This is a genomic window from Marinobacter sp. CP1 (genome assembly GCF_001266795.1).
Lineage (GTDB): Bacteria > Pseudomonadota > Gammaproteobacteria > Pseudomonadales > Oleiphilaceae > Marinobacter > Marinobacter flavimaris.
In genome coordinates, this window is record NZ_CP011929.1 from 579313 (window position 1) to 604031 (window position 24719).

The window sequence follows — 24719 nt, forward strand, 5'->3', positions numbered from 1 at the left end:
AGAAACCCGGGGGAGTAAATCAAAACGGAGCACTTTTGAACGCCAACGATCACAGACAATTTGACCTGCACCCGGTGGACCAGCGTCGGCTGGCGACGCTTTGTGGCCAGTTTGATGAAAACCTGAAGATGATTGAAAAACGCCTGCACGTGAAAGTCGGCAGGCGCGGCCATCATTTCCGAGTTGAGGGTGAGACCGAACATGTGGCGGCGGCCGTTGAGGTTATCCGGCATCTTTATCGGGAAACCGAGGCTACCGATGACCTTCCTCCGGATACCGTGCATCTGTTTATCCGGGAAACTGGTTTTGAACGCCTGCCCGAAGACGTGCCCTACGATGGCGCTGTGACGGTCATCAAGACCCCCAAGCTTCAGGCCAAGCCGAGGGGCGCGAATCAACAGAAGTATGTGCACAATATCCGCACCCACGATATCAACTTCGGGATTGGGCCGGCGGGTACCGGCAAGACCTGGTTGGCGGTGGCCTGTGCCGTTGAGGCTCTGAAAGACGAGCAGGTGAAGCGGATTTTGCTGGTTCGGCCCGCGGTCGAGGCCGGCGAGAAGCTTGGTTTTCTTCCTGGAGATCTCGCGCAAAAGGTCGACCCATACCTGCGCCCGCTGTACGACGCTCTCTATGAAATGCTTGGGTTTGACCAGGTTACTCGGCTGATTGAGAAAAGCGTGATCGAGATTGCGCCGCTGGCGTTCATGCGCGGCCGCACGCTGAACAACTCGTTCATCATTCTGGACGAAAGCCAGAACACCACCCGGGAGCAGATGAAGATGTTTCTGACCCGGATCGGCTTTGGCTCCACGGCTGTGATTACCGGCGACACCACTCAGGTAGACCTGCCACGGGGTCAGAATTCGGGGCTTATTCACGCTGCCGGGGTTCTGAGCAAGGTATCGGGTATTGGGTTCACACGGTTCGAAGCAAAGGACGTTGTTCGGCACCCGCTGGTACAGCGGATTGTTGAAGCCTACGATTCCTTTGACGACGGGAGTGCGACGGGCCAGTGAATAAGCTGACTGTGGATTTTCAGCAGGTTTTTGAGGCGCCAGGGATACCTTCGGAGACGCAGGTTCAAAAATGGGCGCATCTTGCCTGGCAGGGCGAGGATCCGTCCGAGGTGACGGTCCGTATTGTCGGAACCGAAGAAAGCCAGGCCCTGAATCATCAGTACCGGGGGCGGGACTACCCGACCAACGTGTTGTCCTTCCCATTTGAGGCGCCAGCCGGTATAACGGTGCCATTGGCCGGAGATCTGGTGATTTGTGCACCGGTTGTCGAGAAAGAGGCCATGGAACAGGAAAAAACCCTGGTCGCCCACTGGGCGCATATGGTGGTGCACGGCATGTTGCATCTCCAGGGTTTTGATCATATTGAAGACGAAGATGCCGAGGTCATGGAAGCCCTCGAAGTCCGACTGCTTGCGCAGCTCGGATTCGGCAATCCCTACGAAGCAGAGGAAACGGAACAAGACTCATGAGCGACGATCAGTCGAGTCGCAGTCAGGGCGGCAAGTCCTGGCTGGAACGTATATCCCAGGCCTTCTCCAGCGGGCCTGAGTCCGTTGAGGACGTGCTGGAAATCCTGCGGGACGCCGAGTCCCAGAACATCATCGATGTTGATGCCATGAGCATCATCGAAGGTGCCATGCAGGTGATCGACATGCGGGTGGACGAGATCATGATTCCCCGCTCCCAGATGGTCACCGTCAAGGCATCCCAGGAGCCCAAGGAGTTCCTGGGCGAGATCATGGATTCTGCACACAGCCGGTTCCCGGTCATCGGGGACAGCCAGGACGACGTGATTGGCGTTCTTCTGGCCAAGGATCTGCTTCCCCTGGCTCTGAACAACGACCTCAACTGGAATCGTATCCGGGAAATTCTGCGCCCGCCCACTTTCGTACCCGAGAGCAAGCGTCTGAACCAGTTGCTCAAGGAATTCAAGGAAAACCGTAACCACATGGCGATTGTGGTCGATGAATACGGTGGTACGGCCGGCCTGATCACCATTGAAGACGTGCTGGAACAAATTGTGGGCGAAATCGAAGATGAGCATGATTTTGATGAAGAGACCCACATCAAGGCCCGGGGCGATGGCAGCTATGCCGTAAAAGCGGTAACACCCATTGATGATTTTAATGAATTCTTCGAGACCGAACTGGACGAAGAGGAATTCGACACCATCGGTGGCGTGGTTCTCAAGGAATTCGGACACCTGCCCAGACGGGGCGAATCGGTTGAATTCGGCGGTTTGCGCTTTACCATTGCCAACGCCGATAACCGTGTAATCCGTCTGCTGCAGGTAACCCGAAGTGAACAGTGACGCGAAAAATACCAGAGCGCTGAAGACCCCGCTTTCCTCAAACGCATTACTTGGCGCAGCAGCCCTTCTGGTTGCCGGCGCCATGCAAACCCTGACCTTTTCACCGTTCAACCTCTGGTGGCTGGGACCGGTTTCAGTCCTTCTTATTCTCCTCGTGACGATTCCGCTGGCTCCAGAGAAGCTCTTCCGGGCCGGTTGGCTTACTGGCCTGGGGCTGTTCGGCAGCGGCGCCAGCTGGGTCTACGTCAGTATCAGCGAACACGGTAATACCGCCATTCCGATTGCCGTTTTGTTGACGGTTCTCTTTGTTGCAGGGCTGGCGCTGTTCCACGGTCTGGCGTTCTGGTTCTGGGGCAAGCTTGCCAAGGAGAGTCCCGCCAGGCGTCTGATACTGTTTCCCGCTATCTGGATACTTGGCGACTGGCTTCGGGGCTGGCTGCTTACCGGTTTTCCCTGGCTGTATCTGGGCACAGCACACACGGACGGACCGCTCGCCGGGCTGGCACCTCTGACCGGCGTGCATGGCATCACTTTCTGGATAACGGCCACAGGGGCCGCACTCTACGGGAGTTGGTGGCTCCTGAAACACGCCAAGCCGGTTGCTGCGGGCGCCACTCTTGCGGTGGCGCTGATTCCCTGGCTGATTGCCCCGGCCATGAACCGTGTCGAGTGGACGGAGCTAAACGAGGAGCCTACCTCGTTTGCCGCCATGCAGGGCAATATTCCCCAGCAGATCAAATGGGATCCCGAGTTCCTGAAGGATCAGATCGTTACCTACCTCGGCATGACCGAGGATCACTGGGACACGGATCTGATCCTGTGGCCCGAGACCGCCATTCCGATCCCTCAGGACCAGGCTGGCAAGATCATTGATCACATCAGTGAACAGCTGGGCGACAACAGTACGCTGATTACCGGGATACCCTGGTACGGCTTCAGTGACCGTATTGAAGATTTCACGTTTCACAACAGCATCATGGCCATCGGCAATGGCGAAGGTATCTACCACAAGCAGAAACTCGTGCCTTTCGGCGAGTACGTGCCACTGCAAAGCGTGCTGCGGGGCCTGATCGGTTTCTTCGATTTGCCAATGAGCGATTTCAGCCGGGGACCGGCGTGGCAGGATCCACTCAAGGCCAATGGCGTCAATGTGATGCCATTCATTTGCTACGAGGTCGCCTACCCGGATTTTGTCGCCTTCAATGCCCGGGGCGCAGGCCTGCTACTGACCATCAGCAACGATGGCTGGTTCGGCGACTCCATTGGCCCGTTGCAACACCTGCAGATTGCCAGAATGAGGGCTCTGGAAACGGGTCGTTACATGCTCCGCGGCACCAACAATGGCGTCACCGCGATCATTAACAACCGCGGTCAACTGACCGAAACCATCCCCCATTTCGAGCGCGCCACCCTGACTGGCGAGGTGTTCACCGCCACCGGCAGCACGCCTTACATGCAGACCGGCTCCTGGCCCGTCCTGACCCTGGCGGTCATTCTGATTGTCTTTGTCCGGGAGCGGGTCATTCCTCCTGTTTCGGCCAGCGGCTCGTAACCCGCTCGTAGTAGTGGGAGCCGCAGGCTTCACAGGGTTCAAGGTGGCTGGTGGCTGTCAGGCAGCGCATATGCCCGCAGTTCAGGCACTGGAACATGCCAGCAGTGGCCACCTCGCCTGAAATGTACTGGCCCACTTCCTTGTTTTCCAGTTTCTGTCTGAGTTCCAGGAAGTCGACGACGGTTTTATCAGCAACCGAGAACAAACTGTCCGCCAACTGGTGTTCCAGCAGCGCGATATCAAGCTGCAACCATTCGCTCAGGCCTTCACCAGTCTCCTCGACAAAATGCAGCAGGTGTTCAAGATCTCGCTGCAGATAAGCACCCAGGAGGTTTGCCTCATCCCAGGTCATTTCCTCGAGTTCGTACTCAAACTCCACCGCTTTCTGGACCTCTTCTTCGAGGTTCTGGAGCGATGTTTCTTCCAGGTCATGGAGACGCGTTTTTACCCGCTCCAGCATACGGTCGTAAACTTCTAGTGCCTTGCCTGAGAGATGACTTCTTTCTGGTTGTGTCATGTTGACTCCTTGATACCGCAAATCTGGGTGCAAGAGCCGGACTGCGCCCTCTCTTTCCGGGACACGCTGTGAATACATCCATGTACGCTTGACTGCAGCATCCATGCTGCAGACAGTCCCGGAAAGAGAGGTCGAAGCCCGTCTCCCAAACCTTGGGAAAACACCTGCCGACTCCACTGCTTATGCCTGGGGCGCTGGCGGCGATGACTCCCCGGGACTGTGAGCAGCATGGATGCTGCGATCAAGCCTACACGGACGTATTCACGGCGTGTCCCGGGGAGTCATCGCCGCCAGCGCTACCCCCATATCAGCAAGTCTGGCACAAGAACAGAAAATTGGCAGACTACCTGTAAAGGCTAGTGTGCGTTAGAATGTCCGGCCCGCTCCGGACGTGATTTTTGATACAGGCTTTTATTTTTCCACACAAGGTAATTTCGGTAATGGCAGGAATGGACGAGCAATACAATCCCCGTGACGTAGAACAGAATGCCCGTGATTTCTGGGAAGAGAACAAGACCTTTATGGTCAAGGAAGAGCCGGGCAAGCCCAAGTACTACTGCCTGTCCATGTTCCCCTACCCCAGTGGCAAGCTGCACATGGGGCATGTCCGTAACTACACCATCGGCGATGTGATTTCCCGCTATCAGCGCATGCAGGGCAAGAACGTGATGCAGCCCATGGGCTGGGATGCATTTGGTCTTCCCGCCGAGAACGCCGCCATTGCCAACAAGACCGCGCCGGCCAAGTGGACCTACGCCAACATCGAATATATGAAGAACCAGCTCAAGCAGTTGGGCTTTGGTTACGACTGGGACCGGGAGCTGGCTACCTGCAAGCCGGATTATTACCGTTGGGAGCAGTGGTTCTTCGCCCGCCTGTACGAAAAGGGCCTGGTGTACAAGAAAATGTCCACGGTGAACTGGGATCCGGTGGATCAGACGGTTCTGGCCAACGAGCAGGTAGTCGACGGCCGGGGCTGGCGTTCCGGGGCCCTGGTGGAACAGAAGAAGATTCCCCAGTGGTTTATCCGCATTACCGATTACGCCGAAGAGCTGCTGAACGATCTGGACCAGCTGGAAGACTGGCCTGAGCAGGTCAAGACCATGCAGCGCAACTGGATCGGCAAGTCTGAAGGTACCGAGCTGACCTTCCCGCTGAAAGACCGGGACAGTGGCCTGACCGTTTACACCACGCGCCCCGACACCCTGATGGGGGTGAGCTACATGGCCGTGGCCGCAGAGCATCCGCTGGCGAAAGAGGCGGCGGAGCGCCATCGGGACGTGGCTGAGTTTGTCGAGGAGTGCCGAAACAGCAAGACCGCGGAGGCCGAGCTGGCCACCATGGAAAAGCGCGGCATCGACACCGGTTTCAAGGCGATTCACCCGCTGACTCAGGAAGAGATCCCGATCTGGGTCGCCAACTTCGTGCTGACTGACTACGGCACCGGTGCCCTGATGGCGGTTCCTGGCCACGACGAGCGGGACCATGAGTTTGCCCGCAAATACAAGCTGCCCATCAAGCAGGTTATTGCCGCCCGCGATGGCCGCGAGATTGATGTGCAGGAAGAAGCGTTTACCGAAAAAGGCACGCTGGTGTCCTCTGGCAAATACAGCGGCCTGACCAGCGAGGAAGCCTTCGACGAGATTGCCAGCTACCTGGAAGAACAGAATATCGGCAAGCGCACCGTCAACTACCGCCTGCGCGACTGGGGCGTATCCCGCCAGCGTTACTGGGGTGCACCGATCCCGATGATGACCCTGGAAGATGGCACAGAGATGCCGGTGCCCGATGACAAGCTGCCGGTACGTCTGCCGGAAGATGTGGAAATGGACGGTGTCCAGTCTCCCATCAAGGCCGACCCTGAGTGGTGCAAGACGGAGTTCAACGGCCAGCCGGCGACGCTGGAAACCGACACCTTTGATACGTTCATGGAGTCCTCCTGGTACTACGCACGGTTCTGCAGCCCCAATTACGACCAGGGCATGCTGGACCCGTCCGCGGCCAACTATTGGTTGCCAGTGGATCAGTACATCGGTGGCATTGAACACGCGATCCTGCACCTGCTCTACGCCCGCTTCTTCCACAAGCTCTTGCGGGATGTCGGGCTGGTAACCAGTTCAGAGCCATTCAACCGGCTGCTATGCCAGGGCATGGTTCTGGCGGAGACCTATTACCGCGACGATGGCAAAGGCGGCAAGGTATGGATTTCGCCCGCCGACGTGACCGTCGAGCGTGACGAAAAGGGTCAGCCCGTTCGAGCAGTACACCGGGAAGATGGTGAGCCGGTGGTTTCCGGCGGCGTCACCAAGATGTCCAAGTCCAAGAACAACGGTATCGATCCCCAGGCTATTATTGATGAGCACGGCGCCGATACGGTTCGCCTGTTCATGATGTTTGCGGCCCCGCCAGAACAGTCCCTGGAGTGGTCGGATAGCGGTGTTGAAGGCGCACACAGGTTCCTCAAGCGGGTCTGGCGTCTGGTGAACGAACACGCCGTCGCTGGCCCGGCACCCGCTCTGGACGCGGCAAGCCTGAACGATGACCAGAAAAACCTGCGGCGCAAGACTCACGAAACCATTGCCAAAGTCAGTGACGACATCAGCCGTCGGCTGACCTTCAACACGGCCATTGCCGCGGTGATGGAGCTGCTTAACGAGGTCGGCAAACTGCAGGGTGACGAACCCCAGACCCGGGCGGTACGCCAGGAAGCGCTGGACACCGCAGTGCTTGTGCTGTCGCCGATCGTCCCGCACATCTGCCACACCCTCTGGCAGGCGCTCGGCCACCAGGAGCCCGTGGTTGATGCACCCTGGCCAAAAGCCGATGAAGCCGCCATGGTTCGCAGCCAGATCCAGGTGGTACTGCAGGTGAATGGCAAGGTGCGGGCCAAAGAAGATGTGCCTGCCGACATCAGTAAGGCGGACCTCGAAAAGCTTGCCCTGGAAAACGAGAATGTCATGCGCTTTACCGAGGGAGCGACGGTGCGCAAGGTTATCGTGGTCCCCGGCAAACTGGTGAACGTGGTGGCGAACTGATATGTCCCGGCACTCCGCTCTGAAATCGTCAGCACGCCTGATGCTGACCGCTGTAATGGCGGCGCTGCTTGGTGGTTGCGGATTCCAGTTGCGGGGTGCGCCACCGGTTTCTTCGGCCCTCGAGCCTCTTGCCGTGGATTGCTCCTCACAGGTGCCCGACACGCTGTGCCGTTCCTTGCGAGAACAGCTGGACCTGGGCAATGTCCGTGTGGCGCCAGTGGCGGAGGCCGACTACATTCTGCGTCTGAAGAACTTCGAGCGTGACCGTCGCGCAAGTGCCATCACCGCCCAGGCCGCAGCCGCGGAATACACGCTGCGTCACTCTGTTGATCTAGAAGTGATCAGCGCGGATCGGATTCCCATGGTGGGCACGACACGCCTGACCACCAGCGAGAGTTACCGCTACGACGAAACCAACGTGCTGGCAAGACAGCGGGAAGAAGAGACCCTCCGCCAGCAAATGGACGATCGTCTTGCGCAGCAGGTGATATTCCGGCTGGCACCATTGACCCCGCAGCGCATCGACGCCATCCGGGCGGATTACCAGCGTGAACAGGAAGCCGACGCCCCAGCCACAGGCCAGCCATGAAGACCAATCCAGGCCAGTTATCCCAGCTGCTGAAAAAGGGCCTTTCGCCCGTCTATCTTATATCCGGGGACGAACCCCTGCTGGTTCAGGAGTGTTGTGACCAGGTTCGCAAGGCCGCAAAAGACGCCGGTTTTCATGACCGCCTGACCTTTCACGCTGACCACCAACTGGACTGGAACGCCGTTGGCGAGGAATTCAGTGCCATGTCCCTGTTCGCGGAAAAACGGCGCATCGAGATTCACTTGCCAACCGGCAAGCTGGGCGACGGCCGCGCGGTACTGGAACGAGTCCTGGCCGACCCTCCCGACGATATCATCCTCGTGCTCATCAGTGCCCGTCTGGACGCGGCGGAAACCCGCCGCAAATGGTACAAGGAGCTTCAGGGAAAGGGCGTGCACGTACCGGTGTGGCCCGTCGATGCCGACAAGTTCCAGGGTTGGCTGCAGCAGAGGGCCAGCAACCGCGGCCTCAGCCTGACCCGGGGTGCCCTGGCCATCATGAGCGAACGCCTCGAGGGCAATCTGCTCGCCGCGAGCCAGGAGCTCGACAGACTGTCACTGCTCGCAAACGGCAATACCATTGATGAGGAAACCGTTGAACAGGCGGTCCAGGACAGTTCCCGATTCAATGGCTTTGAACTCGTGACCGAGCTGATCAGTGGCCGCGCGCCCCACGCCGGCAAGATGATCACTGTGCTTCAGCAAGAGGGAGAAAACCCGCTCGGTTTGCTATCCGTTCTCAGCCGGGATCTGAACCTGCTGCTTGAGTTGAAATCTGCGGCCGGCCAGTCGGAAAATCCCGCCGCATTCCTGAAAAAACGGGGCGTATTCCAGCCGCAACGTGCCCGCGCAATGGAACAGGCCGCTCGCCGGCTGAACCGGAACCAACTGAATGAGGCCATCACCCTGTGCAGCCAGATCGACCGCGCGGCGAAAGGCTTCGATTCCCTCTCCCCCTGGCACTATTTGCGGGATATGTCTGCCCTGCTCGCCAGCCGTTCCTGATCTGAATCAAACTCAGCCTTCGTTGTGTCCTGTTGGCCCTGCCGGCCCCTTGACAGTTTTTTACGATCGGGCGCATTGTAAGCACACCAACAATCCAAGGAGGTGCTTGATATGAGTCTTCAAGAAGAACTCAAGAAGCTGTCGGAAAAAGTGAAACAATACCGGGATGAGGCGCGCGTCCAGATGCATCTGGCCCGTGAAGACGTTAAGGACGAATGGGAGGATCTCGAACAGGATTGGGATCGTTTCAGAAGCAAGATCGATGAAGTTCTGCACGATGCCGACAACGCGTCCCAGGAAGCTCGTCAGACCGCATCAAAACTTGGCGAAGACCTGAAAACCGGTTACCAGAACATTCGCAACAAACTGAAGTAATACTGTTAACCCGTTAACATTACGCCACAAATTTCTAGCCTGGAGGCTCCGTGGTTTGGAGCCTCTGTGCCATACTTCACAGTATCCGTGAACAAAGCGTCATAGTTTTGACCCGCTTGATCAGATCCTGACCAGTGAGGCCCGAATTGACAGGGTGCTTGAACACACTGCGAGGTATAAAAGGCGTATGAAACGATTCTTACTGATACCCACAGCACTTGGCCTATTGCTCACCACTACCATCGTGATTGGCCAGAATACCCGGTTCAGTGATCCAAAAACCGTTGTTACCGATCACTTCTGGGGTGACCTTTACGCCATTGGCGGCAATTCCTTCTTCTGCAACACCGCCTTTACAAGCAAAGGATTCGTTCTGACGGACGGTTATGTCTATCCATTGGCCGATGTCCGCAGCGCACTCGACTGTGGCACCTCGCGTCAATGTGAACAGGATAACCGCTACCGTCAGATCGCGTCTGACATGCACAACATGGTACCGGTGCGCAGCCGGACCGAGATGGGCCGGCGAAACGCTCGTTACGAGGACCTGGGCTCGTCAGTAAGCGAAGACGAATGCGGCATTCGCCAGAGCGCCCAGTTCTTTGAGCCCCCGGGGCGGGTAAAGGGAGATGTGGCGCGCACGGTGGCCTACATGGTGGACACCTATGATTTGCCCTGGCTTGGCTCCTCGGCGGTGTTCAAGGGCTGGAACAGGCTGGACCCGCCGGATGATAGCGAGCTGACCCGTCACGGGCGCATTGTCGAAATCCAGGGTAATGACAATCCCTTTGTTACCAACCCGGAGAGAATGGAGCGACTCTGAGAGTCCGGGAAACTCGCCCTGCTGACCAGTTAACCATAAAAAAACAGGCCCGAGGGCCTGTTTTTTTATGCCTGAGTCTTGCTGGCTAATCAGAACTCTTCAGCCGTCAGCGCCATCATGGAGTCGCTGCCGCTGCGAATACCTTCAGCCAGTGAAACGGTCTTAGGCAGCAGGCGGTCAAAGTAGAAGCGCGCGGTCTTCAGTTTTCCGCTGTAGAATCCGGAGGTATCTGAATCCGCCCGTGGCGCAGCCGCTTTGACGATCTTCGCCCACATATAACCCAGAGCGGTCAGGCCAAACAGATCCAGATAGTCCACAGACGCTGCGCCAATGGCATTCGGGTTATCGCCAGCCTGTTTGATCACGTGCTCGGTAACGTCATCAAGACGCTCAACCGCAGCAGCAAGCGGCTCAAGGAACGGGCGCAAATGCTCGTTACCACTGTTCTCCTCCAGGAAGTTTGCGACGTCCTGTGCAAACAGCTCGTAAAGCTTGCCCTGGGTGCCGACCACTTTCCGGCCCATCAGATCCAGTGCCTGGATACCATTGGTTCCTTCGTAGATCTGGGTAATGCGACAGTCACGAACCAGTTGCTCCTGCCCCCACTCGCGGATGAAACCATGACCACCAAAGACCTGCTGACCCATGATGCAGGCATCAAGGCCGCGATCGGTGAGAAATGCCTTGGCCACCGGTGTCAGCAACGCCACCATACCTTCGGCGTGTTTGCGACGCTCATCATCCTCGGCAAACTTGGCGATATCCAGCCACTGGGCCACGTAGGTTGAGAAAGTACGACCGCCCTCCACATAGCCTTTCATCGTGAGCAGCATGCGCCGGACATCCGGGTGCACGAGGATTGGGTCTGCCGCCTTCTCAGGCTGTTGGGCACCGGTCGGTGCACGGCTCTGGATACGATCAAGGGCGTATTCCCGAGCGCTTTGCAGAGAGGCTTCGGCCGCGCCGATGCCCTGGATACCAACGCCCAGGCGCTCGTAGTTCATCATGGTGAACATCGCCGCCAGACCCTTGTTTTCTTCGCCGACCAGCCAGCCTTTGGCGCCATCGAAGTTCATTACGCAGGTCGCAGAACCCTTGATGCCCATTTTCTTCTCGAGGGAACCACAACTGAAGCTGTTGCGCTCACCCAGGGAACCATCGTCATTCACCAGGAACTTGGGTACCAGGAACATGGAAATGCCCTTTGGACCTTTCGGCGCATCCGGCAGTTTGGCCAGCACCAGGTGGATGATGTTCTCCGCCATGTCGTGCTCGCCCCAGGTGATAAAGATCTTGGTACCTGTAACGTTGAAGGAGCCGTCATCGTTCGGTTCCGCCTTGGTGCGGATGATCCCGAGGTCTGTGCCGGCGTGAGGCTCGGTCAGATCCATGGCGCCGGACCAGACACCGGAATACATGTTAGGCAGGTACTTTTCTTTCAGCTCATCACTTCCGTGGGCGTCCAGCGCGAGGCAGGCGCCGGCCGTAAGCATGGGGGCCAGCCCGAATGCCATGTTGGCGCCCTGCATCATTTCCTCGAACTGCGCGACTAGGGTCTTGGGCATGCCCATACCGCCAAAGTCCGGGTTGCCGCCAAGACCGTTCCAGCCGCCTTCAACGATGGTCTGGTACGCTTCCTTGAAGCCCTCCGGAGACGTCACCTCACCGTCGTTCCATTTGCAGCCCTGCTCGTCACCCTCGCGGTTCAGGGGCGCAAGTACACCACTGCTGATCTTGCCGGCTTCTTCAAGAATGGCGTCCGCCGTTTCCGGGTCAACATGCTCGGCAACCTTGGGCAGTGAGGCCCACAGTGCGGGGGCATCGAAAACCTCATTCAGAACAAAGCGCATGTCACGTAGGGGTGCCTGATAATCAGCCATCTAAAACTCTCCAAAAATTCTGTCAGTCTGTTCAGGTGGCAAAAGGGCCTCAGTCTGGGCCAGTCACACCTGCTCGGGCTATGTGTCCGCTGAAGATTATTTTTATGGGCGCCTATTCTACCCTAAAAGCGGACCGCAACTCATGAAAAAAGCCCGCCTCCGGGGAGCGCGGGCTTTCTGTCCTCTGGAACCGTCCTTCGGTGCCCGCGCCTTAGATGGCGAAGGCTTCCTCCGGCATGTCCATCAGGCTGTCAGCGCCAGCCAGCATGCTTTCTGCGTGGCCCTTGGCCCGGGGCAACATACGCTTGAAGTAGAAGCGCGCAGTCTGGATCTTGGCGTTGTAGAACATCTCTTCAGTGGTACCCTCAACCATCTTGTCCAGGGCAACCTTGGCCATACGGGCCCACAGGTAGGCAAACACTGCGTAACCGGAGTACATCAGGTAGTCCACAGAGGCCGCGCCCACTTCCTCACGGTTCTTCATGGCAGACATACCAATTTTGGTGGTCAGCTCGCCCCATTCCTTATTCATCGCCGCCAACGGCTCGATGAATTCCTTCAGCTGCTCGTCTTCCGCGTTTTCCTTGCAGAACAGATGCACCTGCTTGGTGAAGCCTTTCAGGGATTCGCCCTGGGTCATCAGAACCTTGCGGCCCAACAGATCCAGCGCCTGAATACCGGTGGTGCCTTCATAGATCATGCCGATACGGGCGTCACGAACGTTCTGCTCCATGCCCCACTCGGAGATAAAGCCGTGACCACCAAAGACCTGCATACCCAGGTTCGCTGCCTCGTAACCGATTTCGGTCAGGAACGCCTTGGCGATCGGTGTCAGGAAGCCCAGCGCCTCATCGGCTGCCTTGCGCTCTTCTTCGGTTTTGCCGCTGTGAACAACGTCTGCCTGCTGTGCCGTCAGGTAAATCAGGGCACGGGCGCCTTCGGCAACCGCTTTCTGTGTCAGCAGCATGCGACGAACGTCCGGGTGAACAATGATCGGATCAGCAATGCCTTCAGGGTTCTTGGGACCGCTCAGTGAACGCATGGCCAGACGCTCTTTGGCGTAGGCGAGTGAACCCTGGAAGCCCAGCTCGGCGGCACCCAGCCCCTGGATCGCAGTACCGATACGGGCGGTGTTCATGAAGGTGAACATGCAGTTCAGGCCCTTGTTCTCCGGCCCGATCAGCCAGCCCTTGGCGCCGTCGAAGTTCATCACGCAAGTGGCGTTGCCGTGGATACCCATCTTGTGCTCGATGGAACCACAGGAAACGGCGTTGCGATCACCAGCAGAGCCATCTTCGTTCGGCAGACACTTGGGCACGATAAACAGGGAGATGCCCTTGGTGCCTTCCGGTGCGCCCGGCAGACGCGCAAGAACGATATGGACGATGTTCTCGGCCATGTCGTGCTCACCCGCAGAGATAAAGATCTTGGTACCGGTGATGGCGTAGGTGCCATCAGCATTCGGCTCGGCCTTGGTGCGCAGGGTGCCGAGATCGGAACCGCAGTGCGGCTCGGTCAGACACATGGTGCCGGTCCACTCGCCGCTGATCAGCTTGGTGAGGTAAGTCTGTTTCTGCTCTTCGGTACCATGCTCTTCAATGGTGTTGGTTGCACCGTGGCTCAGGCCCGGGTACATGCCAAAGGACCAGTTGGCGGTGCCCACCATTTCACTCATGACCAGACCGAGAGAGTGCGGCAGTCCCTGGCCACCGTAGTTGGGATCGGCGGTCATGGACGGCCAGCCGCCTTCCACATAATGCTGGTAAGCTTCTTTGAAGCCAGTCGGTGTCTTCACACCGTCTTCGCTCCAGGTACAGCCTTCCTTGTCACCCACCTGGTTCAGCGGAGACAGAACCTGCTCACAGAACTTGGCACCTTCCCCGATAATGGCATCCACCATATCCGGAGTAGCGTCTTCGGCACCTTCCAGGTTGGCGTAGTGCTGCTCGCTGTTCAGCAGCTCGGTCATTACGAATTTGATGTCACGCAGGGGCGCTTTGTACTCAGGCATGGAATCCACCTCGGTTCTCGGGCTCAGCTGAATCAGGTTTGACAGCTTCTGGCCTTGGGTTTGCTCAGACACCGCAACGCGATGCGCTGCAGCCTTAATTAAACACTTGTTTGAAACATACGTTTACAGGCACAGAATTGTCAATAGCCGGATGCAAAATTTGTGTTGCGAACTGTCACCGGATCACGCGCCACAGCAGCGCATGGGGCCGGATCGCATCTTAAGTGCCGGATATCTATGAAAGGACCTGGATGTTGGAAATTAACCGGTCAGGCAGACACCGGTTGGAAAGAGGAAACTCGGTTTTCGTCACCGTTCTGATCAGACTCTCCCATGGCGGAGACCTCCCGATAAGCATCGCTCGCGGTTCTTGACGAAGCGCCCGTTTCGGCGGCCAGCTCCGACTGGGCCTGGAGCATGATCTGCATCGCCTGGGCAGCCACCGCTCGATCCTGGCCGGAAGGCTCCGCCGGCGCCATGGCCGCCGCCCGGACAATTCGCATTTTCTCGATAGTGGCCTGGGGATCACCCTGCACCGGAGACAGATCAATGGAGACTTCACCTCCCACCGCATACTGGGCGCCGTCCGGCCCCCGCTGGTAGGTGAACGACATGGCGCCGGCGTACTGGCCGCCAACCGCCTGGTGCGCGGCTTCGTGGGCACGAACTTCACGATCCCGCGCTTTCAGCTCGGTCAGTTGTTTCAGCTCTTGCTCTGTGAGTCCCTGAGGATTGTCGGATTCCCCGCTCCGGGGCCCGGAGTCGGGATTTTCCCGCGCAGATTCGGCTTTGCCTGCAGCCTCAGTAGATCTGGCTCCGGCGGTCGGCGCCTCCGGCTTTGCCGATACTGGGCCCGTGGCCTGGACTCGCGGAGAAACCTGGCCCTGAAACGAGGCCGCTGGGATAGTTGGGGAAACAGGGGGGAGAGATGAAAGCACGAGCCAGGCGCCCTTTCAGTAATCAGGCCATGATATCAAGCAGCGTTCCGAGTGTTTCGTCAGCGGTTTTTACCACTTGTGCGGACGCTTCGACACTTCGCTCGTAAATCTTGAGATCAACAATGGGCTCAACGAGGCTGCCCGCGCCTTCCGCGGTCCCCTGGGGACCATCAGTACCACCACGAGCAATCTTGCGGGCGGCATTTTCCATACCCACCATGCCATCCTGGATGCCCTGAATCCCAACTGCGAGAGTGTTACTGATCATAACCGCGCTGCCCGATGACCATAAATTGACTTCATTAAGCCACAAACCTGGTCAATTTTCAAACAGCCCATCGATATTCAGATAACCAGCCAGCATTTCAGGCCGCGCCTGCTCCAGCCACGGAAGAATACCCAAACAGGGCGCTCCCATGTGGTTAACCAGATAGTTCAGGGTGTCCTGTTCGCAACTCATGGGCTCAGGCTCGGTGCGATTGGCAACCCACCCTGCCACTCTGAGACCGTCACTTCTGATGGCCTCTGCCGTAAGAAGCGCATGATTAATACAGCCAAGGCGCAGTGAAACCACGAGAATGACCGGCATGGACAGCTGGCGCGGAAACTCTGAATAGGTTTCCCGATCGTTAAGCGGGACCCGCCAGCCGCCGGCACCCTCAACCAGCAGAAGGTCCGCCGGACGAATCTGCAATCCGCGGCAGAATCCAACCAGACGATCAGACGTAATGTGTCGCCCAGCCTGCTCAGCCGCAACATGCGGTGCAATGGCAGGCTCCAGCGCCACCGGGTTGATCAACTCGTAGGCCAGTGGCTCAGTAATGGCGTTCTGCAGAATAAGGGCATCTTCGTTGCGAAGGCCTTCCGGCGTCCGATCGCAACCCGAGGCGATGGGCTTCATCGCCAGGGTGTGCTTACCCATGGCCTTTGCCGCCTGAAGAATGGCTGCGGATACCAGGGTTTTCCCAACCCCGGTGTCGGTGCCCGTTACGAAAAAGGATTGCTTGGCCATGTGTATTTCCAGTTAACGACTCTTACGGTTTCTGCCAGTAAACCCAGGCAGCCTCATAGCTTGCCATGATAGTGCCATCCGGCTCTTTGGGGTACTGCCTGCACATTTCCCGCATCCGCCCCGGTGCCGTGGCCGCTCGTCGCCGGCCAGCGCCGCGAAAGCCCGCGCCAAGATGGCGAAGCTCACCCGCCAGGGCCATCGGCGATTCGTAGGGTAAGCTGATAGTGCGCTCTTCAACAACGGCATCCGGTAACTCGGCCCGCACCTTGGCCTGCAAGGCAAGGTCAGTCTCGAAGCGATTTACGTGCTGATGGCCAGGATCCGCCGCCTGCCAGGCCGATTTCAACTCACGGAGCGTACCGTCAAGGAGTGTGGAGACCATCAGATTCCCACCTGGCCGCAGGATCCGCCGGCATTCCCGAAGCACGGCGCCGGGGTCATCACACCACTGAATCATGAGATTGCTGAAAATCACATCGACACTGCTATCCGGCAAAGGCAGGTATTCGGCATCGCCCACGATCCAGCTGATTCCCGCAGGCCCATTCTTGCGAGCCTGTTCCAACATGCCAGGCGACAGATCAACCCCACTCAACGATTCAATCTGCCCGAAATCCGCAAACTTTCGGGTAAACCAACCTGTGCCACACCCCAGGTCCAGCAATGTTAGATCATGATCCTGACTTTCCCGGAACTCAAACTTCTGCAGCATGGTATTGCCCATGAAGCGCTGCAGTCTTGAGGCATTTTCATAGGTGCCACTGGCAATGCCAAAGCCCCGGGCAATATCAGACTTGCAAGTGTCGGAAATGCCCCGGGCTATCTGGTCGGTAGAGATGCTCATAACGCCCATGACAACGCCTTTTGAGTGGCAAAAAACGCCTGTATCGCCTCCCAGCAATCCGAAGCCGAGCAGCCGCCCGGCCAGTGCGCCATACCCGGTACGAGCGCATGACGGCTTGACGTCGGGACAGCGAGATCATCCGCCCACGACCTGACCACAATATCGTTCTCACCCATCACATGAAGAGCCGGTGTGGCGAGTGAACGCCATAACGCCCTCTGATCTCCGCTTTCCAGCCAGGCAAGACTCGTGACGAGGTGTTCATGCGAGACCAGAGTGCCTTTCTCAAGCCACGTCTTGAGCCTCTGGCGCTCCTGTTTTTCGTCCGCAGAACCGTTGATCATCAACAACAGAAAATGCAGCCAGTAGCGCTGTGGGTCCCGGCGGATACCACGGGCAAACGCCCGAAAGTCGCTTTCCGCCATACCATTGAGCCAGCGTTCGTCGGCCACGAACTTCGGAAAACCACCGAGGGTAATAACACAGGACACTGCACCGGTCTCACGCCCGGCGGCCTCCATCACAACCTGACTGCCCAGGGACCAGCCCATCCAAACTGACGGCTCCGGATAAAGTGACAACAGCTCGTCCGTCACCTCCGAGAGCGACTGGCAGCGGCTCAGCAGCTCATCGTCCAGAGACACGGGAACCACCTCCCCCGGCCAATAGCCATAGAGCCCAGATAACATCTCTGCACGAACGCCCCAGCCAGCAACCACCACCAGACGCGGACAGACCCTGCAGGAACTCATACCGCCATGTCCGCTTTTTGAACCAGATGCCGGCAGTCTGACAGCGCGGTCAACAGACAATCCAGGTTCGCCTGGGAATGAGCGGCACTGAATGTAACCCGCAATCGCGCCTCCCCCGCGGGAACCGTCGGCGGGCGAATGGCCGAGACCAGCAAGCCGCGCTCCTCCAATGCCTGACTGAGCGCCAGCGCGTCGTGATTGTCGCCAACCATGATCGGCTGGATCGGAGTATGTGAAGGCATCAATTCATACCCCATGGCCGAGGCCTCCCGACGAAACCGCGAAACCAGACCCAATACATGCTCGCGGCGCCCCTGATCCCGCTCAATAAGATCCAGACTCGAAATGGTTGCCATGGCAAGAGCCGGCGGCATCGCCGTCGTATAGATATAGGTTCTGGCTTTCTGAACCAGATAATCCATCAGCAGCGATGGCCCGGCCACGAATGCGCCACTGGTTCCGACCCCCTTGCCCAGGGTGCCGATCAACACGGGGACATCCTCTTCAGACAACCCCGCTTCAGCGACGCTGCCCCGCCCTTCTGGTCCGAGTACGCCAATTCCGTGAGCATCATCAACCACCAGTAACGCATCGTGGAACCGGCAGACCCGGGCCAGCTCCGCCAGGGGCGCAATATCGCCGTCCATGCTGAAGACCCCGTCGGTCACCACCAACTTGTGCCCGGACGTCTCCGCCAGCATCGCTTCCAGCGCCGCGACATCGCCATGGGCATAACGGCGAACCCTGGCCCGGCTCAGGATACAGCCGTCGATGATGGATGCATGATTCAGCCGATCCGAAAAAATCGTATCGCCCCGCCCGGCCAGTGCCGAAATAACGCCCATATTCGCCATGTAGCCAGTGGAGAAAAACAGCGCCGAACTGCGTCCGGTAAACTCCGCCAGACGAAGCTCCAACTGGTGATGGGCATCGTGGTGACCACAAATCAGATGGGAAGCCGCGCCCCCAAGGCCTGTTTCGAAAAGCGCATCACGGAGGGCCTCGATATTGGCAGGGTTATTGGCAAGACCAAGGTAATCATTACTGCAGAACGACAACAAAGGTTTGCCGTCAGCAATGAGAGAGGGCCTCTGAGGACCGGCCACATGCCGACGCGTCCGATACAGACCGGCCTGTTTCCGCTCTTCGAGTTCAAGGGCAAAATCCCGCACGATAGCACCTGGAGGTTAACTCAACGGTCCGGGTAACGAGCGGGTAAGGCTCCCCGGGATTGTAGAGGGCCAAGGATGGCCCGAAACAAGCGCACATGGATGTGCTCGTAGCGTATCCCGGGGAGCCTTACCCGCTCGTTGCTTCCCCAGGATCAAATACTCAGACAGATTCCCGCGTAGCGTCATAGAACATGTGACGGGTCGCCTCATATTCCACGGCCTCGGCAATCGCCTCCTCTTCCTGCTCCTCCGACGCACACTGCTCCCGCTGCTCTGGGCGGATACCCAGGCGTTTGAACAACAGCATATCGGCATCGGCCTCCGGATTGGCGGTGGTCAGCAGCTTCTCGCCGTAGAAGATCGAGTTGGCACCAGCCATGAAACACAGAGCCTGCATCTGCTCATTCATGTTTTCACGCCCAGCCGACAGGCGAACGTGGGAAGCCGGCATCAAGATCCGCGCCACCGCAATAATCCGGATGAACTCGAACGGATCCAGGTCCTCGACGTCCTCCAGAGGCGTGCCTTTTACCTTCACCAGCATATTCACCGGCACACTTTCCGGATGATGGGGCAGGTTCGCGAGCTGAACCAGCAGTCCGACCCGGTCATCCTCGTCTTCGCCCATACCCATAATGCCACCGCAACAAACCTTCATTCCGGCCTTGCGAACATTGTCGAGGGTGTCCAGTCGATCCTGGTAGGTTCGCGTGGTGATGATGTGGCTGTAGTACTTCTCAGAGGTATCCAGGTTATGGTTGTAGTAATCCAACCCGGCATCGGCCAGTTCTGCCGCCTGCTCCTCTTTGAGCATGCCAAGGGTCATGCAGGTCTCAAGCCCCAGGGACTTCACCTGTTTGACCATGTCCAGAACATAAGGCATGTCCTTCTTCGAAGGACTGCGCCAGGCGGCGCCCATGCAAAACCGGGAAGCCCCCTTTTCTTTCGCGGCCCTGGCCTCAGCCACAACTTTTTCGATTTCCAGCAGCTTCTCTTTCTCAAGGCCGGTGTTGTAATGACCGCTCTGGGGACAGTATTTGCAATCCTCCGGGCAGGCGCCGGTCTTGATCGACAGCAAGGTGCTTACCTGAACCTCGTTAGGATCAAAATACTGGCGATGCACACTCTGGGCACGGAACAGTAGATCGTTAAAAGGGAGTTCAAAAAGCTCGCGAGCTTCCTGCAGTGTCCAGTCGTGGCGGAGTTCTGTAGCGGTCATGTAAAAGTCCTGTTAACCTTTCCCGGTCTCTGGGTTTACGGATGAATCAGATGATAAAGGGACTGAACTGGCTGTCAACCTTCATGGACAAAAAGGTTAACAGCATCAGGCACGGCGGACTGTGTGTCGCCTGCCTCTCCTCACAGGCATTCAACGGCTTATGCCAACCTTGCCGGGGCGACCTACCAGTGAACCGCTGGCACTGTCGTTGCTGCGCCCTGCCCCTGGCTTTTCCCTCCTCGGAGCTGCTCTGCGGTGACTGTATGAAATACCCGCCGGCTTTCGATAGTTCTTTTATTCCCTGGCGCTACCAGTACCCACTCGACGGCATGATTGGCCGATACAAGTATCGGGGCCAGCGCAAGTTCGGAAGACCATTGATGGCGGATTTTGCTGAGTTGGTGCAGAAGGCTCGGCTCGATGGTGCTATCGCAATGCCAGATGTACTGGTACCCGCGCCAATGGATGCGCGGCGACGCCGGCAACGCGGGTTCAATCAGGCCCAGGACATTGCCGAGACGATTGCCAGCACCCTGGACGTCCCGGTCGCCAACGGACTTGTCAGAAGGGTTCGCCGTGTCCGGTCTCAACGGGAGTTGAATCGGGAGGCCCGACTGGCGAATCTTCGCGGGGTATTTGAGGTCATCCCGCCAGTGCCAGAGCGAATAGCGATTGTCGATGATGTGGTGACCACCGGCGCGACCGTCAGGGTTTTATCATCAGCTCTTCGGGAGGCCGGGGCCCGGAACATTCAGGTTTGGGCACTTGCCCGGACGCCAGGTTAAGACAGCAAAGCTTTTACACGTTCAGCAATTGCCAGGCAGGATGTTAAACCCGGCGATTCGATACCGAACAGATTAACCAGTCCCGGCAAACCGTGCGTCTCTGGACCATCAATCCGGAAATCCGCGAAGCCACCATCGGGGCCTCTTAGCTTCGGTCGGATGCCGGCATAGGCGGGCTGAAGTCGGGTCGGGTCGAGTCCTGGCCACCATTGGCGGATACCTCTGGCGAAGCTTTCCTGGCGGCTGGGTTCCACGGTGTAGTCTTCCTTTTCGATCCACTCTACATCCGGACCGAAACGGGCCTGGCCAGCGAGATCGAGAGTCAGGTGGATACCCAGGCCCCCAGGTTCAGGAACCGGATAGATCAGCGTCCTGAAAGGTGTTTGTCCGCTGTAGCTGAAGTAGACACCCCTCGCGAACCATTGCCGGGGAATGCAGTCGTCGGGCAGACCTGCCCAGTTTTTTGCCAGCGGGACGGCGCCGAGCCCGGCGGCGTTAATGACATTTTTCGCTTCCAGAATTAGCGGGGTTTCGCCTGCCACGTTTAGGCGGTGCCGCTGGCTATCCGATTCAGCAGCCGCTACCGGTGAGCGTAGAGCGAGCTGGCCGCCGGCATCATGGAGCTCGCCAAGCAAGGAGAGCATCAGCCCGTGGCTGTCGACAATACCGGTTTCGGGAGACCAGAGCCCCGAGCTGGCGCAAATACCCGGAACACCTCGGGCGACTCTTTCGCCATCATAAAACTCAAGTTCAACACCATTGCTGGCTGCCGCAGCCTTAATATCACAGAGCTTGTCATTCTGTGCCTCGTCGACGGCAACAATCCACTTACCGCATTTACGGTGTCCAACCTTGTGCGTCAGGCAGTAATCATAAAGCTGCTGTCGGCCCTCAACACACAATTCCGCCTTCAGTGACCCTTGGGGGTAATAAATGCCGGCATGAATGACTTCGCTGTTTCGTGAGGAGATGCCCTCACCAAACCGGTCTGAGCTTTCTAGAACTATGACCTCATGCCCGGCTCTCGCCAGAGCGCGGGCAATAGCCAGCCCAATGACACCGGCGCCGATGACAACGGTTTGGATTTCCAGCACTTCTGTCGACACTTATGGTTGTCCCTGCTCCTCTGACAAGACGTTGAGCATATCCTATACCGCCAGCCCGGCGAAAACGGGCGCCGGCAGGCTCAATACATTACTCAAGAGCCCATACCGGTTATACTTGGCTCCGGAAAGTAGTGCATGGAGCCCGGCTTATGATGTCTGACAGGAAGCAGTTTGTTCTGGTAATGGTGGTGGCGGCCCTCTTTGTCGGGTGGCTAGGCTGGCGGGGCTTTGAAGTAATCAGCCTGAACGAGCGGCTGAAAGCGGATGATGTGGTTGCCAGCTACCCCTACAAGCACCGGGTACTGAGGGTGGAGGGCGACACGGCCATTATGAGCTCACTGCGGTCCCACACCACGTCCACCCACAAGGCGCTGAGTGCGGTATTTCCGAGTATGCGCAATCTTGGGGACAGTCATCGCGACTGGCAGCGGGCAGAACGCGAGCTTGCACAGGTTCAGGCCCGTGCCGGAGACGTTATTCTTGGGGCTTCGGGCATCAGCCGTATCCGCTGGGAGCTGGACGAAAACTGGTACCATCTGCAAACCATGAAATCCAAATACGACACAAGGCTCTGAAACGCCCTTTATGACCCATGACCCCTCACTTGCGGCATCCACCCACCCCTACGATTCCCTGACGCCGGATATCATTCTGGATGCGATGGAAGAGGCAGGGTTTGCGGTAAGTGGCCGGCTGTTCGCGTTGAACAGCTATGAAAACCGGGTCTATCAGGTAGGCCTGGATGAAGGCGCCCCGGTAATTACCAAGTTCTATCGGCCGGGCCGATGGAGCGAAGCGGAAATCCGCGAGGAACATACATTCACACTGGAACTCCTGGAAGCCGACATTCCGGTTGTAGCACCCATGAGGCTGGCGACCGGGGACACGCTCGGGCGCCATGGTGAGTTCCTGTTTGCGGTATTTCCGCAGCGTGGCGGGCAAGCACCAGACACCAGTGTTACCGATACCCTTTACCGGCTGGGGCAATGGCTGGGGCAGATCCACAATATTGGCGCCAAAAAACCGTTTGCCCATCGCTCGGGCATGGATTTGCTGGATGGCATCGAAGCCAGCAATCGGCTTTTGTTAAGGGGTGACTGGATTCCGACGGATCTCAGGCCAGCCTGGGACAGCCTGATTCCTGACCTGCAAAGACTCTGTGCCGCTCGGGTTGACGAAGCCGGCCCGGTGGAAACCCTGCGACTTCATGGCGACTGCCATGCCGGTAATATTCTCTGCCGGGACGAACAGATGCTGTTCGTGGATCTCGACGATTGCCGCACCGGGCCCGCCATTCAGGATATGTGGTTGCTGCTGAACGGAGACGACTTCGAGCGCGGCGCCCAGCTGGGAGAGTTGCTGGAAGGCTATGAAATGTTCCGTGATTTCAATCGCCGCGAGCGCCACCTGATTGAGCCGCTACGCTGCTTCCGGCAGATTGCCCATTGCGCGTGGCTGGCAAAGCGCTGGGATGACCCTGCATTTCCGCGCTTCTTTCCCTGGTTTGCCCAGCCACGGTTCTGGTCAGACCAGATTCTGTCGCTCCGGGAGCAGTTATCAGCCTTGCAGTCACCGGCCATCACGGTGCCGGGACAATACTGACCAACACTTTTAATTCGTTTGATTTGAGGTATGCATGAGCCAGAATGAGGCCCGTTACACCGTCCGTAGCCTGATCGTAACCGCTGTGGTTGCGGCTATTGGCACCGTTCTTGTATTGGAGATGAGCGGCAGGATCAACCACAGCGAGAACAAGGATCACATGCCTGTTGGCGATTTCCAAGCCATCCATGTAACCGAGGAGGATCCGTTTCGCATGTCGCCCAAAGCCTCGGAACTGCACGCCGTGTGCGAAAATGGTTACCTGGCAATTGCCGCCGATGTGGATCCCTCGTTCCGGGGAATCCTGGTGGACTATAAAAATCGCGGCGTACGCTGCTCAAGGCCCTCCCCGACCGGGCCTGCCGTTCTGCCCGCCCCCGAGACTCCGGACACCAATGAATAAATCCCGCAAGCCGTCGGAGGCACCCGAGCAGATCACGGACCGGCTGTTTGCCACAGAGCGCCGGCCGGAGGACTTCCGATTCGACGCATCGGTGGCAAGGGTGTTTCCGGATATGATCCGGCGCTCGGTGCCGGGCTACACCACCATCATTCCGATGATCGAGGTTATCTCGGAGCAATATGCCCAGCCCGCCACCAACTGCTATGACCTGGGCTGCTCACTCGGCGCTTCCACGCTGGCAATGCGCCATGGTATCGCCCATGCGGACTGCAACCTGATCGGAGTGGATAACTCGAGCGCCATGATCGAACGCTGCGAGCATTACATTGCACTGGACGACAGTGCGCTCCCCGTTACCCTCAGGTGCGAGGATATTCTGGACACCGAGCTGAGTAATGCCTCGGTGACCACTCTGAATTTCACCTTGCAGTTTGTCGATCCGGAGAAGCGGGCCGGCCTGCTCGCGCGCATTGCTGATGCCACGCGTCCTGGCGGTGTCCTGATCCTGTCGGAGAAAGTTCGCTTTGAATCTGACGACGAGCAAGCCATTCAGACCCGACTGCATCACGAATTCAAGCGCGCCAACGGCTATTCGGATCTTGAAATAAGCCAGAAACGCACGGCGATCGAACAGGTGCTGATTCCCGAAACACTGGCTGCGCACAAGGCGCGCCTGTTGTCGGCAGGTTTCGATGACGTGGTGGTGTGGTATCAGTGCTTCAACTTTGTTTCCATGCTCGCCATAAAGGCCAACCAAACCACCGAATGA

The 24719-nt window shown here is 58.0% G+C and carries 25 protein-coding genes; 14 read left to right on the top strand and 11 right to left on the bottom strand.

Going from position 1 to position 24719, the window contains the following annotated elements; all coding sequences use genetic code 11:
• Positions 1 to 35 precede the first annotated feature (35 nt).
• The 4 genes from ACP86_RS02710 to lnt are packed head-to-tail and all read left to right on the top strand — an operon-like array spanning position 36 to position 3883.
• Positions 36 to 1019 carry a PhoH family protein gene (locus ACP86_RS02710; RefSeq protein WP_008170111.1) on the top strand — a complete coding sequence of 328 codons (984 nt, stop codon included), beginning with the start codon at positions 36 to 38 and terminating at the stop codon, positions 1017 to 1019.
• Positions 1016 to 1489 (top strand): rRNA maturation RNase YbeY, encoded by a 474-nt coding sequence (gene ybeY, locus ACP86_RS02715; protein WP_053112688.1) that lies wholly within the window; start codon positions 1016 to 1018, stop codon positions 1487 to 1489. Before ACP86_RS02710 ends, ybeY begins: the two co-directional genes overlap by 4 nt.
• Positions 1486 to 2331: an HlyC/CorC family transporter gene (locus ACP86_RS02720; protein WP_008170107.1), complete on the top strand. Its 846-nt coding sequence runs from the start codon at positions 1486 to 1488 to the stop codon at positions 2329 to 2331. Before ybeY ends, ACP86_RS02720 begins: the two co-directional genes overlap by 4 nt.
• The gene (gene lnt, locus ACP86_RS02725; RefSeq protein ID WP_053112689.1) at positions 2321 to 3883 is read left to right on the top strand and encodes an apolipoprotein N-acyltransferase; all 1563 of its coding nucleotides are present in this window, start codon (positions 2321 to 2323) and stop codon (positions 3881 to 3883) included. Before ACP86_RS02720 ends, lnt begins: the two co-directional genes overlap by 11 nt.
• Here the strand turns inward: lnt and ACP86_RS02730 are convergent.
• Positions 3852 to 4400, bottom strand: coding sequence for a zinc ribbon-containing protein (locus ACP86_RS02730; RefSeq protein WP_053112690.1), 549 nt, complete (start codon positions 4398 to 4400; stop codon positions 3852 to 3854). The genes lnt and ACP86_RS02730 overlap by 32 nt on opposite strands.
• Before the next feature lie 449 nt (positions 4401 to 4849).
• On the opposite strand from ACP86_RS02730, the gene leuS reads away from it, so the two are divergent.
• The 5 genes from leuS to ACP86_RS02755 all read left to right on the top strand — a co-directional run bounded on the left by leuS (position 4850) and on the right by ACP86_RS02755 (position 10226).
• Complete coding sequence (leuS, locus tag ACP86_RS02735) at positions 4850 to 7435, top strand: leucine--tRNA ligase (RefSeq protein ID WP_053115443.1); 2586 nt, start codon at positions 4850 to 4852, stop codon at positions 7433 to 7435.
• 1 nt (position 7436) lies between these two features.
• On the top strand, positions 7437 to 8024 hold the full coding sequence (gene lptE / locus ACP86_RS02740; RefSeq protein WP_053112691.1) for an LPS assembly lipoprotein LptE: 588 nt from the start codon (positions 7437 to 7439) through the stop codon (positions 8022 to 8024).
• On the top strand, positions 8021 to 9028 hold the full coding sequence (gene holA, locus ACP86_RS02745; protein ID WP_053112692.1) for a DNA polymerase III subunit delta: 1008 nt from the start codon (positions 8021 to 8023) through the stop codon (positions 9026 to 9028). The genes lptE and holA overlap by 4 nt, the downstream gene beginning before the upstream one ends.
• A gap of 111 nt (positions 9029 to 9139) precedes the next feature.
• Positions 9140 to 9403, top strand: a complete 264-nt coding sequence (locus tag ACP86_RS02750; RefSeq protein ID WP_053112693.1) for a hypothetical protein — start codon at positions 9140 to 9142, stop codon at positions 9401 to 9403.
• A 187-nt stretch (positions 9404 to 9590) separates the two neighbouring features.
• The gene (locus tag ACP86_RS02755) at positions 9591 to 10226 is read left to right on the top strand and encodes an endonuclease (protein WP_053112694.1); all 636 of its coding nucleotides are present in this window, start codon (positions 9591 to 9593) and stop codon (positions 10224 to 10226) included.
• Between the two features lie 89 nt (positions 10227 to 10315).
• Here ACP86_RS02755 and ACP86_RS02760 read toward each other — a convergent pair whose 3' ends face one another.
• From ACP86_RS02760 to bioB, 9 genes are all read right to left on the bottom strand, one after another.
• The gene (locus ACP86_RS02760; RefSeq protein ID WP_053112695.1) at positions 10316 to 12106 is read right to left on the bottom strand and encodes an acyl-CoA dehydrogenase C-terminal domain-containing protein; all 1791 of its coding nucleotides are present in this window, start codon (positions 12104 to 12106) and stop codon (positions 10316 to 10318) included.
• 211 nt (positions 12107 to 12317) lie between these two features.
• Positions 12318 to 14117, bottom strand: a complete 1800-nt coding sequence (locus ACP86_RS02765; protein WP_053115444.1) for an acyl-CoA dehydrogenase C-terminal domain-containing protein — start codon at positions 14115 to 14117, stop codon at positions 12318 to 12320.
• Between the two features lie 269 nt (positions 14118 to 14386).
• On the bottom strand, positions 14387 to 15055 hold the full coding sequence (locus ACP86_RS02770; RefSeq protein WP_053112696.1) for a putative metalloprotease CJM1_0395 family protein: 669 nt from the start codon (positions 15053 to 15055) through the stop codon (positions 14387 to 14389).
• A 22-nt stretch (positions 15056 to 15077) separates the two neighbouring features.
• A complete protein-coding gene (locus tag ACP86_RS02775; protein WP_014577776.1) occupies positions 15078 to 15323 on the bottom strand; it encodes a flagellar basal body rod C-terminal domain-containing protein in 246 nt (81 codons plus the stop codon).
• A gap of 51 nt (positions 15324 to 15374) precedes the next feature.
• Positions 15375 to 16067 (bottom strand): dethiobiotin synthase, encoded by a 693-nt coding sequence (gene bioD, locus ACP86_RS02780; protein ID WP_053112697.1) that lies wholly within the window; start codon positions 16065 to 16067, stop codon positions 15375 to 15377.
• A gap of 22 nt (positions 16068 to 16089) precedes the next feature.
• Positions 16090 to 16920 (bottom strand): malonyl-ACP O-methyltransferase BioC, encoded by an 831-nt coding sequence (gene bioC / locus ACP86_RS02785; RefSeq protein ID WP_227507806.1) that lies wholly within the window; start codon positions 16918 to 16920, stop codon positions 16090 to 16092.
• Positions 16908 to 17663, bottom strand: coding sequence for an alpha/beta fold hydrolase (locus tag ACP86_RS02790; RefSeq protein ID WP_053112698.1), 756 nt, complete (start codon positions 17661 to 17663; stop codon positions 16908 to 16910). Before ACP86_RS02790 ends, bioC begins: the two co-directional genes overlap by 13 nt.
• Positions 17660 to 18835, bottom strand: coding sequence for an 8-amino-7-oxononanoate synthase (gene bioF / locus ACP86_RS02795; protein WP_053112699.1), 1176 nt, complete (start codon positions 18833 to 18835; stop codon positions 17660 to 17662). Before bioF ends, ACP86_RS02790 begins: the two co-directional genes overlap by 4 nt.
• A gap of 160 nt (positions 18836 to 18995) precedes the next feature.
• A complete protein-coding gene (gene bioB / locus ACP86_RS02800; RefSeq protein WP_053112700.1) occupies positions 18996 to 20054 on the bottom strand; it encodes a biotin synthase BioB in 1059 nt (352 codons plus the stop codon).
• 263 nt (positions 20055 to 20317) lie between these two features.
• On the opposite strand from bioB, the gene ACP86_RS02805 reads away from it, so the two are divergent.
• Positions 20318 to 20839 (top strand): ComF family protein, encoded by a 522-nt coding sequence (locus ACP86_RS02805; protein WP_227507807.1) that lies wholly within the window; start codon positions 20318 to 20320, stop codon positions 20837 to 20839.
• On the opposite strand, the gene ACP86_RS02810 is transcribed toward ACP86_RS02805, so the two are convergent.
• Positions 20836 to 21933, bottom strand: coding sequence for an NAD(P)/FAD-dependent oxidoreductase (locus ACP86_RS02810; protein WP_094182584.1), 1098 nt, complete (start codon positions 21931 to 21933; stop codon positions 20836 to 20838). The genes ACP86_RS02805 and ACP86_RS02810 overlap by 4 nt on opposite strands.
• Positions 21934 to 22094: 161 nt before the next feature.
• Between ACP86_RS02810 and ACP86_RS02815 the strand changes: the two genes are divergently transcribed.
• Genes ACP86_RS02815 through cmoA form a run of 4 tightly spaced genes read left to right on the top strand, consistent with a single transcriptional unit; the run spans position 22095 to position 24719 of the window.
• The gene (locus ACP86_RS02815; protein ID WP_082220539.1) at positions 22095 to 22520 is read left to right on the top strand and encodes a hypothetical protein; all 426 of its coding nucleotides are present in this window, start codon (positions 22095 to 22097) and stop codon (positions 22518 to 22520) included.
• 10 nt (positions 22521 to 22530) lie between these two features.
• Positions 22531 to 23547, top strand: a complete 1017-nt coding sequence (locus ACP86_RS02820) for a serine/threonine protein kinase (protein WP_053112703.1) — start codon at positions 22531 to 22533, stop codon at positions 23545 to 23547.
• Between the two features lie 34 nt (positions 23548 to 23581).
• Positions 23582 to 23950 (top strand): hypothetical protein, encoded by a 369-nt coding sequence (locus tag ACP86_RS02825; RefSeq protein WP_008170074.1) that lies wholly within the window; start codon positions 23582 to 23584, stop codon positions 23948 to 23950.
• On the top strand, positions 23943 to 24719 hold the full coding sequence (gene cmoA, locus ACP86_RS02830; protein ID WP_053112704.1) for a carboxy-S-adenosyl-L-methionine synthase CmoA: 777 nt from the start codon (positions 23943 to 23945) through the stop codon (positions 24717 to 24719). The genes ACP86_RS02825 and cmoA overlap by 8 nt, the downstream gene beginning before the upstream one ends.

What these genes read in the sequence shown, in the direction of transcription:
- ACP86_RS02720 (WP_008170107.1), top strand. Translation starts at nt 1,486, where the DNA reads ATGAGCGACGATCAGTCGAGTCGCAGTCAGGGCGGCAAGTCCTGGCTG.
- ACP86_RS02730 (WP_053112690.1), bottom strand. Translation starts at nt 4,400, where the DNA reads ATGACACAACCAGAAAGAAGTCATCTCTCAGGCAAGGCACTAGAAGTT.
- leuS (WP_053115443.1), top strand. Translation starts at nt 4,850, where the DNA reads ATGGACGAGCAATACAATCCCCGTGACGTAGAACAGAATGCCCGTGAT.
- lptE (WP_053112691.1), top strand. Translation starts at nt 7,437, where the DNA reads ATGTCCCGGCACTCCGCTCTGAAATCGTCAGCACGCCTGATGCTGACC.
- holA (WP_053112692.1), top strand. Translation starts at nt 8,021, where the DNA reads ATGAAGACCAATCCAGGCCAGTTATCCCAGCTGCTGAAAAAGGGCCTT.
- ACP86_RS02750 (WP_053112693.1), top strand. Translation starts at nt 9,140, where the DNA reads ATGAGTCTTCAAGAAGAACTCAAGAAGCTGTCGGAAAAAGTGAAACAA.
- ACP86_RS02755 (WP_053112694.1), top strand. Translation starts at nt 9,591, where the DNA reads ATGAAACGATTCTTACTGATACCCACAGCACTTGGCCTATTGCTCACC.
- ACP86_RS02760 (WP_053112695.1), bottom strand. Translation starts at nt 12,106, where the DNA reads ATGGCTGATTATCAGGCACCCCTACGTGACATGCGCTTTGTTCTGAAT.
- ACP86_RS02765 (WP_053115444.1), bottom strand. Translation starts at nt 14,117, where the DNA reads ATGCCTGAGTACAAAGCGCCCCTGCGTGACATCAAATTCGTAATGACC.
- ACP86_RS02775 (WP_014577776.1), bottom strand. Translation starts at nt 15,323, where the DNA reads ATGATCAGTAACACTCTCGCAGTTGGGATTCAGGGCATCCAGGATGGC.
- bioD (WP_053112697.1), bottom strand. Translation starts at nt 16,067, where the DNA reads ATGGCCAAGCAATCCTTTTTCGTAACGGGCACCGACACCGGGGTTGGG.
- bioC (WP_227507806.1), bottom strand. Translation starts at nt 16,920, where the DNA reads ATGGGCGTTATGAGCATCTCTACCGACCAGATAGCCCGGGGCATTTCC.
- ACP86_RS02790 (WP_053112698.1), bottom strand. Translation starts at nt 17,663, where the DNA reads ATGAGTTCCTGCAGGGTCTGTCCGCGTCTGGTGGTGGTTGCTGGCTGG.
- bioB (WP_053112700.1), bottom strand. Translation starts at nt 20,054, where the DNA reads ATGACCGCTACAGAACTCCGCCACGACTGGACACTGCAGGAAGCTCGC.
- ACP86_RS02805 (WP_227507807.1), top strand. Translation starts at nt 20,318, where the DNA reads ATGAAATACCCGCCGGCTTTCGATAGTTCTTTTATTCCCTGGCGCTAC.
- ACP86_RS02815 (WP_082220539.1), top strand. Translation starts at nt 22,095, where the DNA reads ATGATGTCTGACAGGAAGCAGTTTGTTCTGGTAATGGTGGTGGCGGCC.
- ACP86_RS02820 (WP_053112703.1), top strand. Translation starts at nt 22,531, where the DNA reads ATGACCCATGACCCCTCACTTGCGGCATCCACCCACCCCTACGATTCC.
- ACP86_RS02825 (WP_008170074.1), top strand. Translation starts at nt 23,582, where the DNA reads ATGAGCCAGAATGAGGCCCGTTACACCGTCCGTAGCCTGATCGTAACC.
- cmoA (WP_053112704.1), top strand. Translation starts at nt 23,943, where the DNA reads ATGAATAAATCCCGCAAGCCGTCGGAGGCACCCGAGCAGATCACGGAC.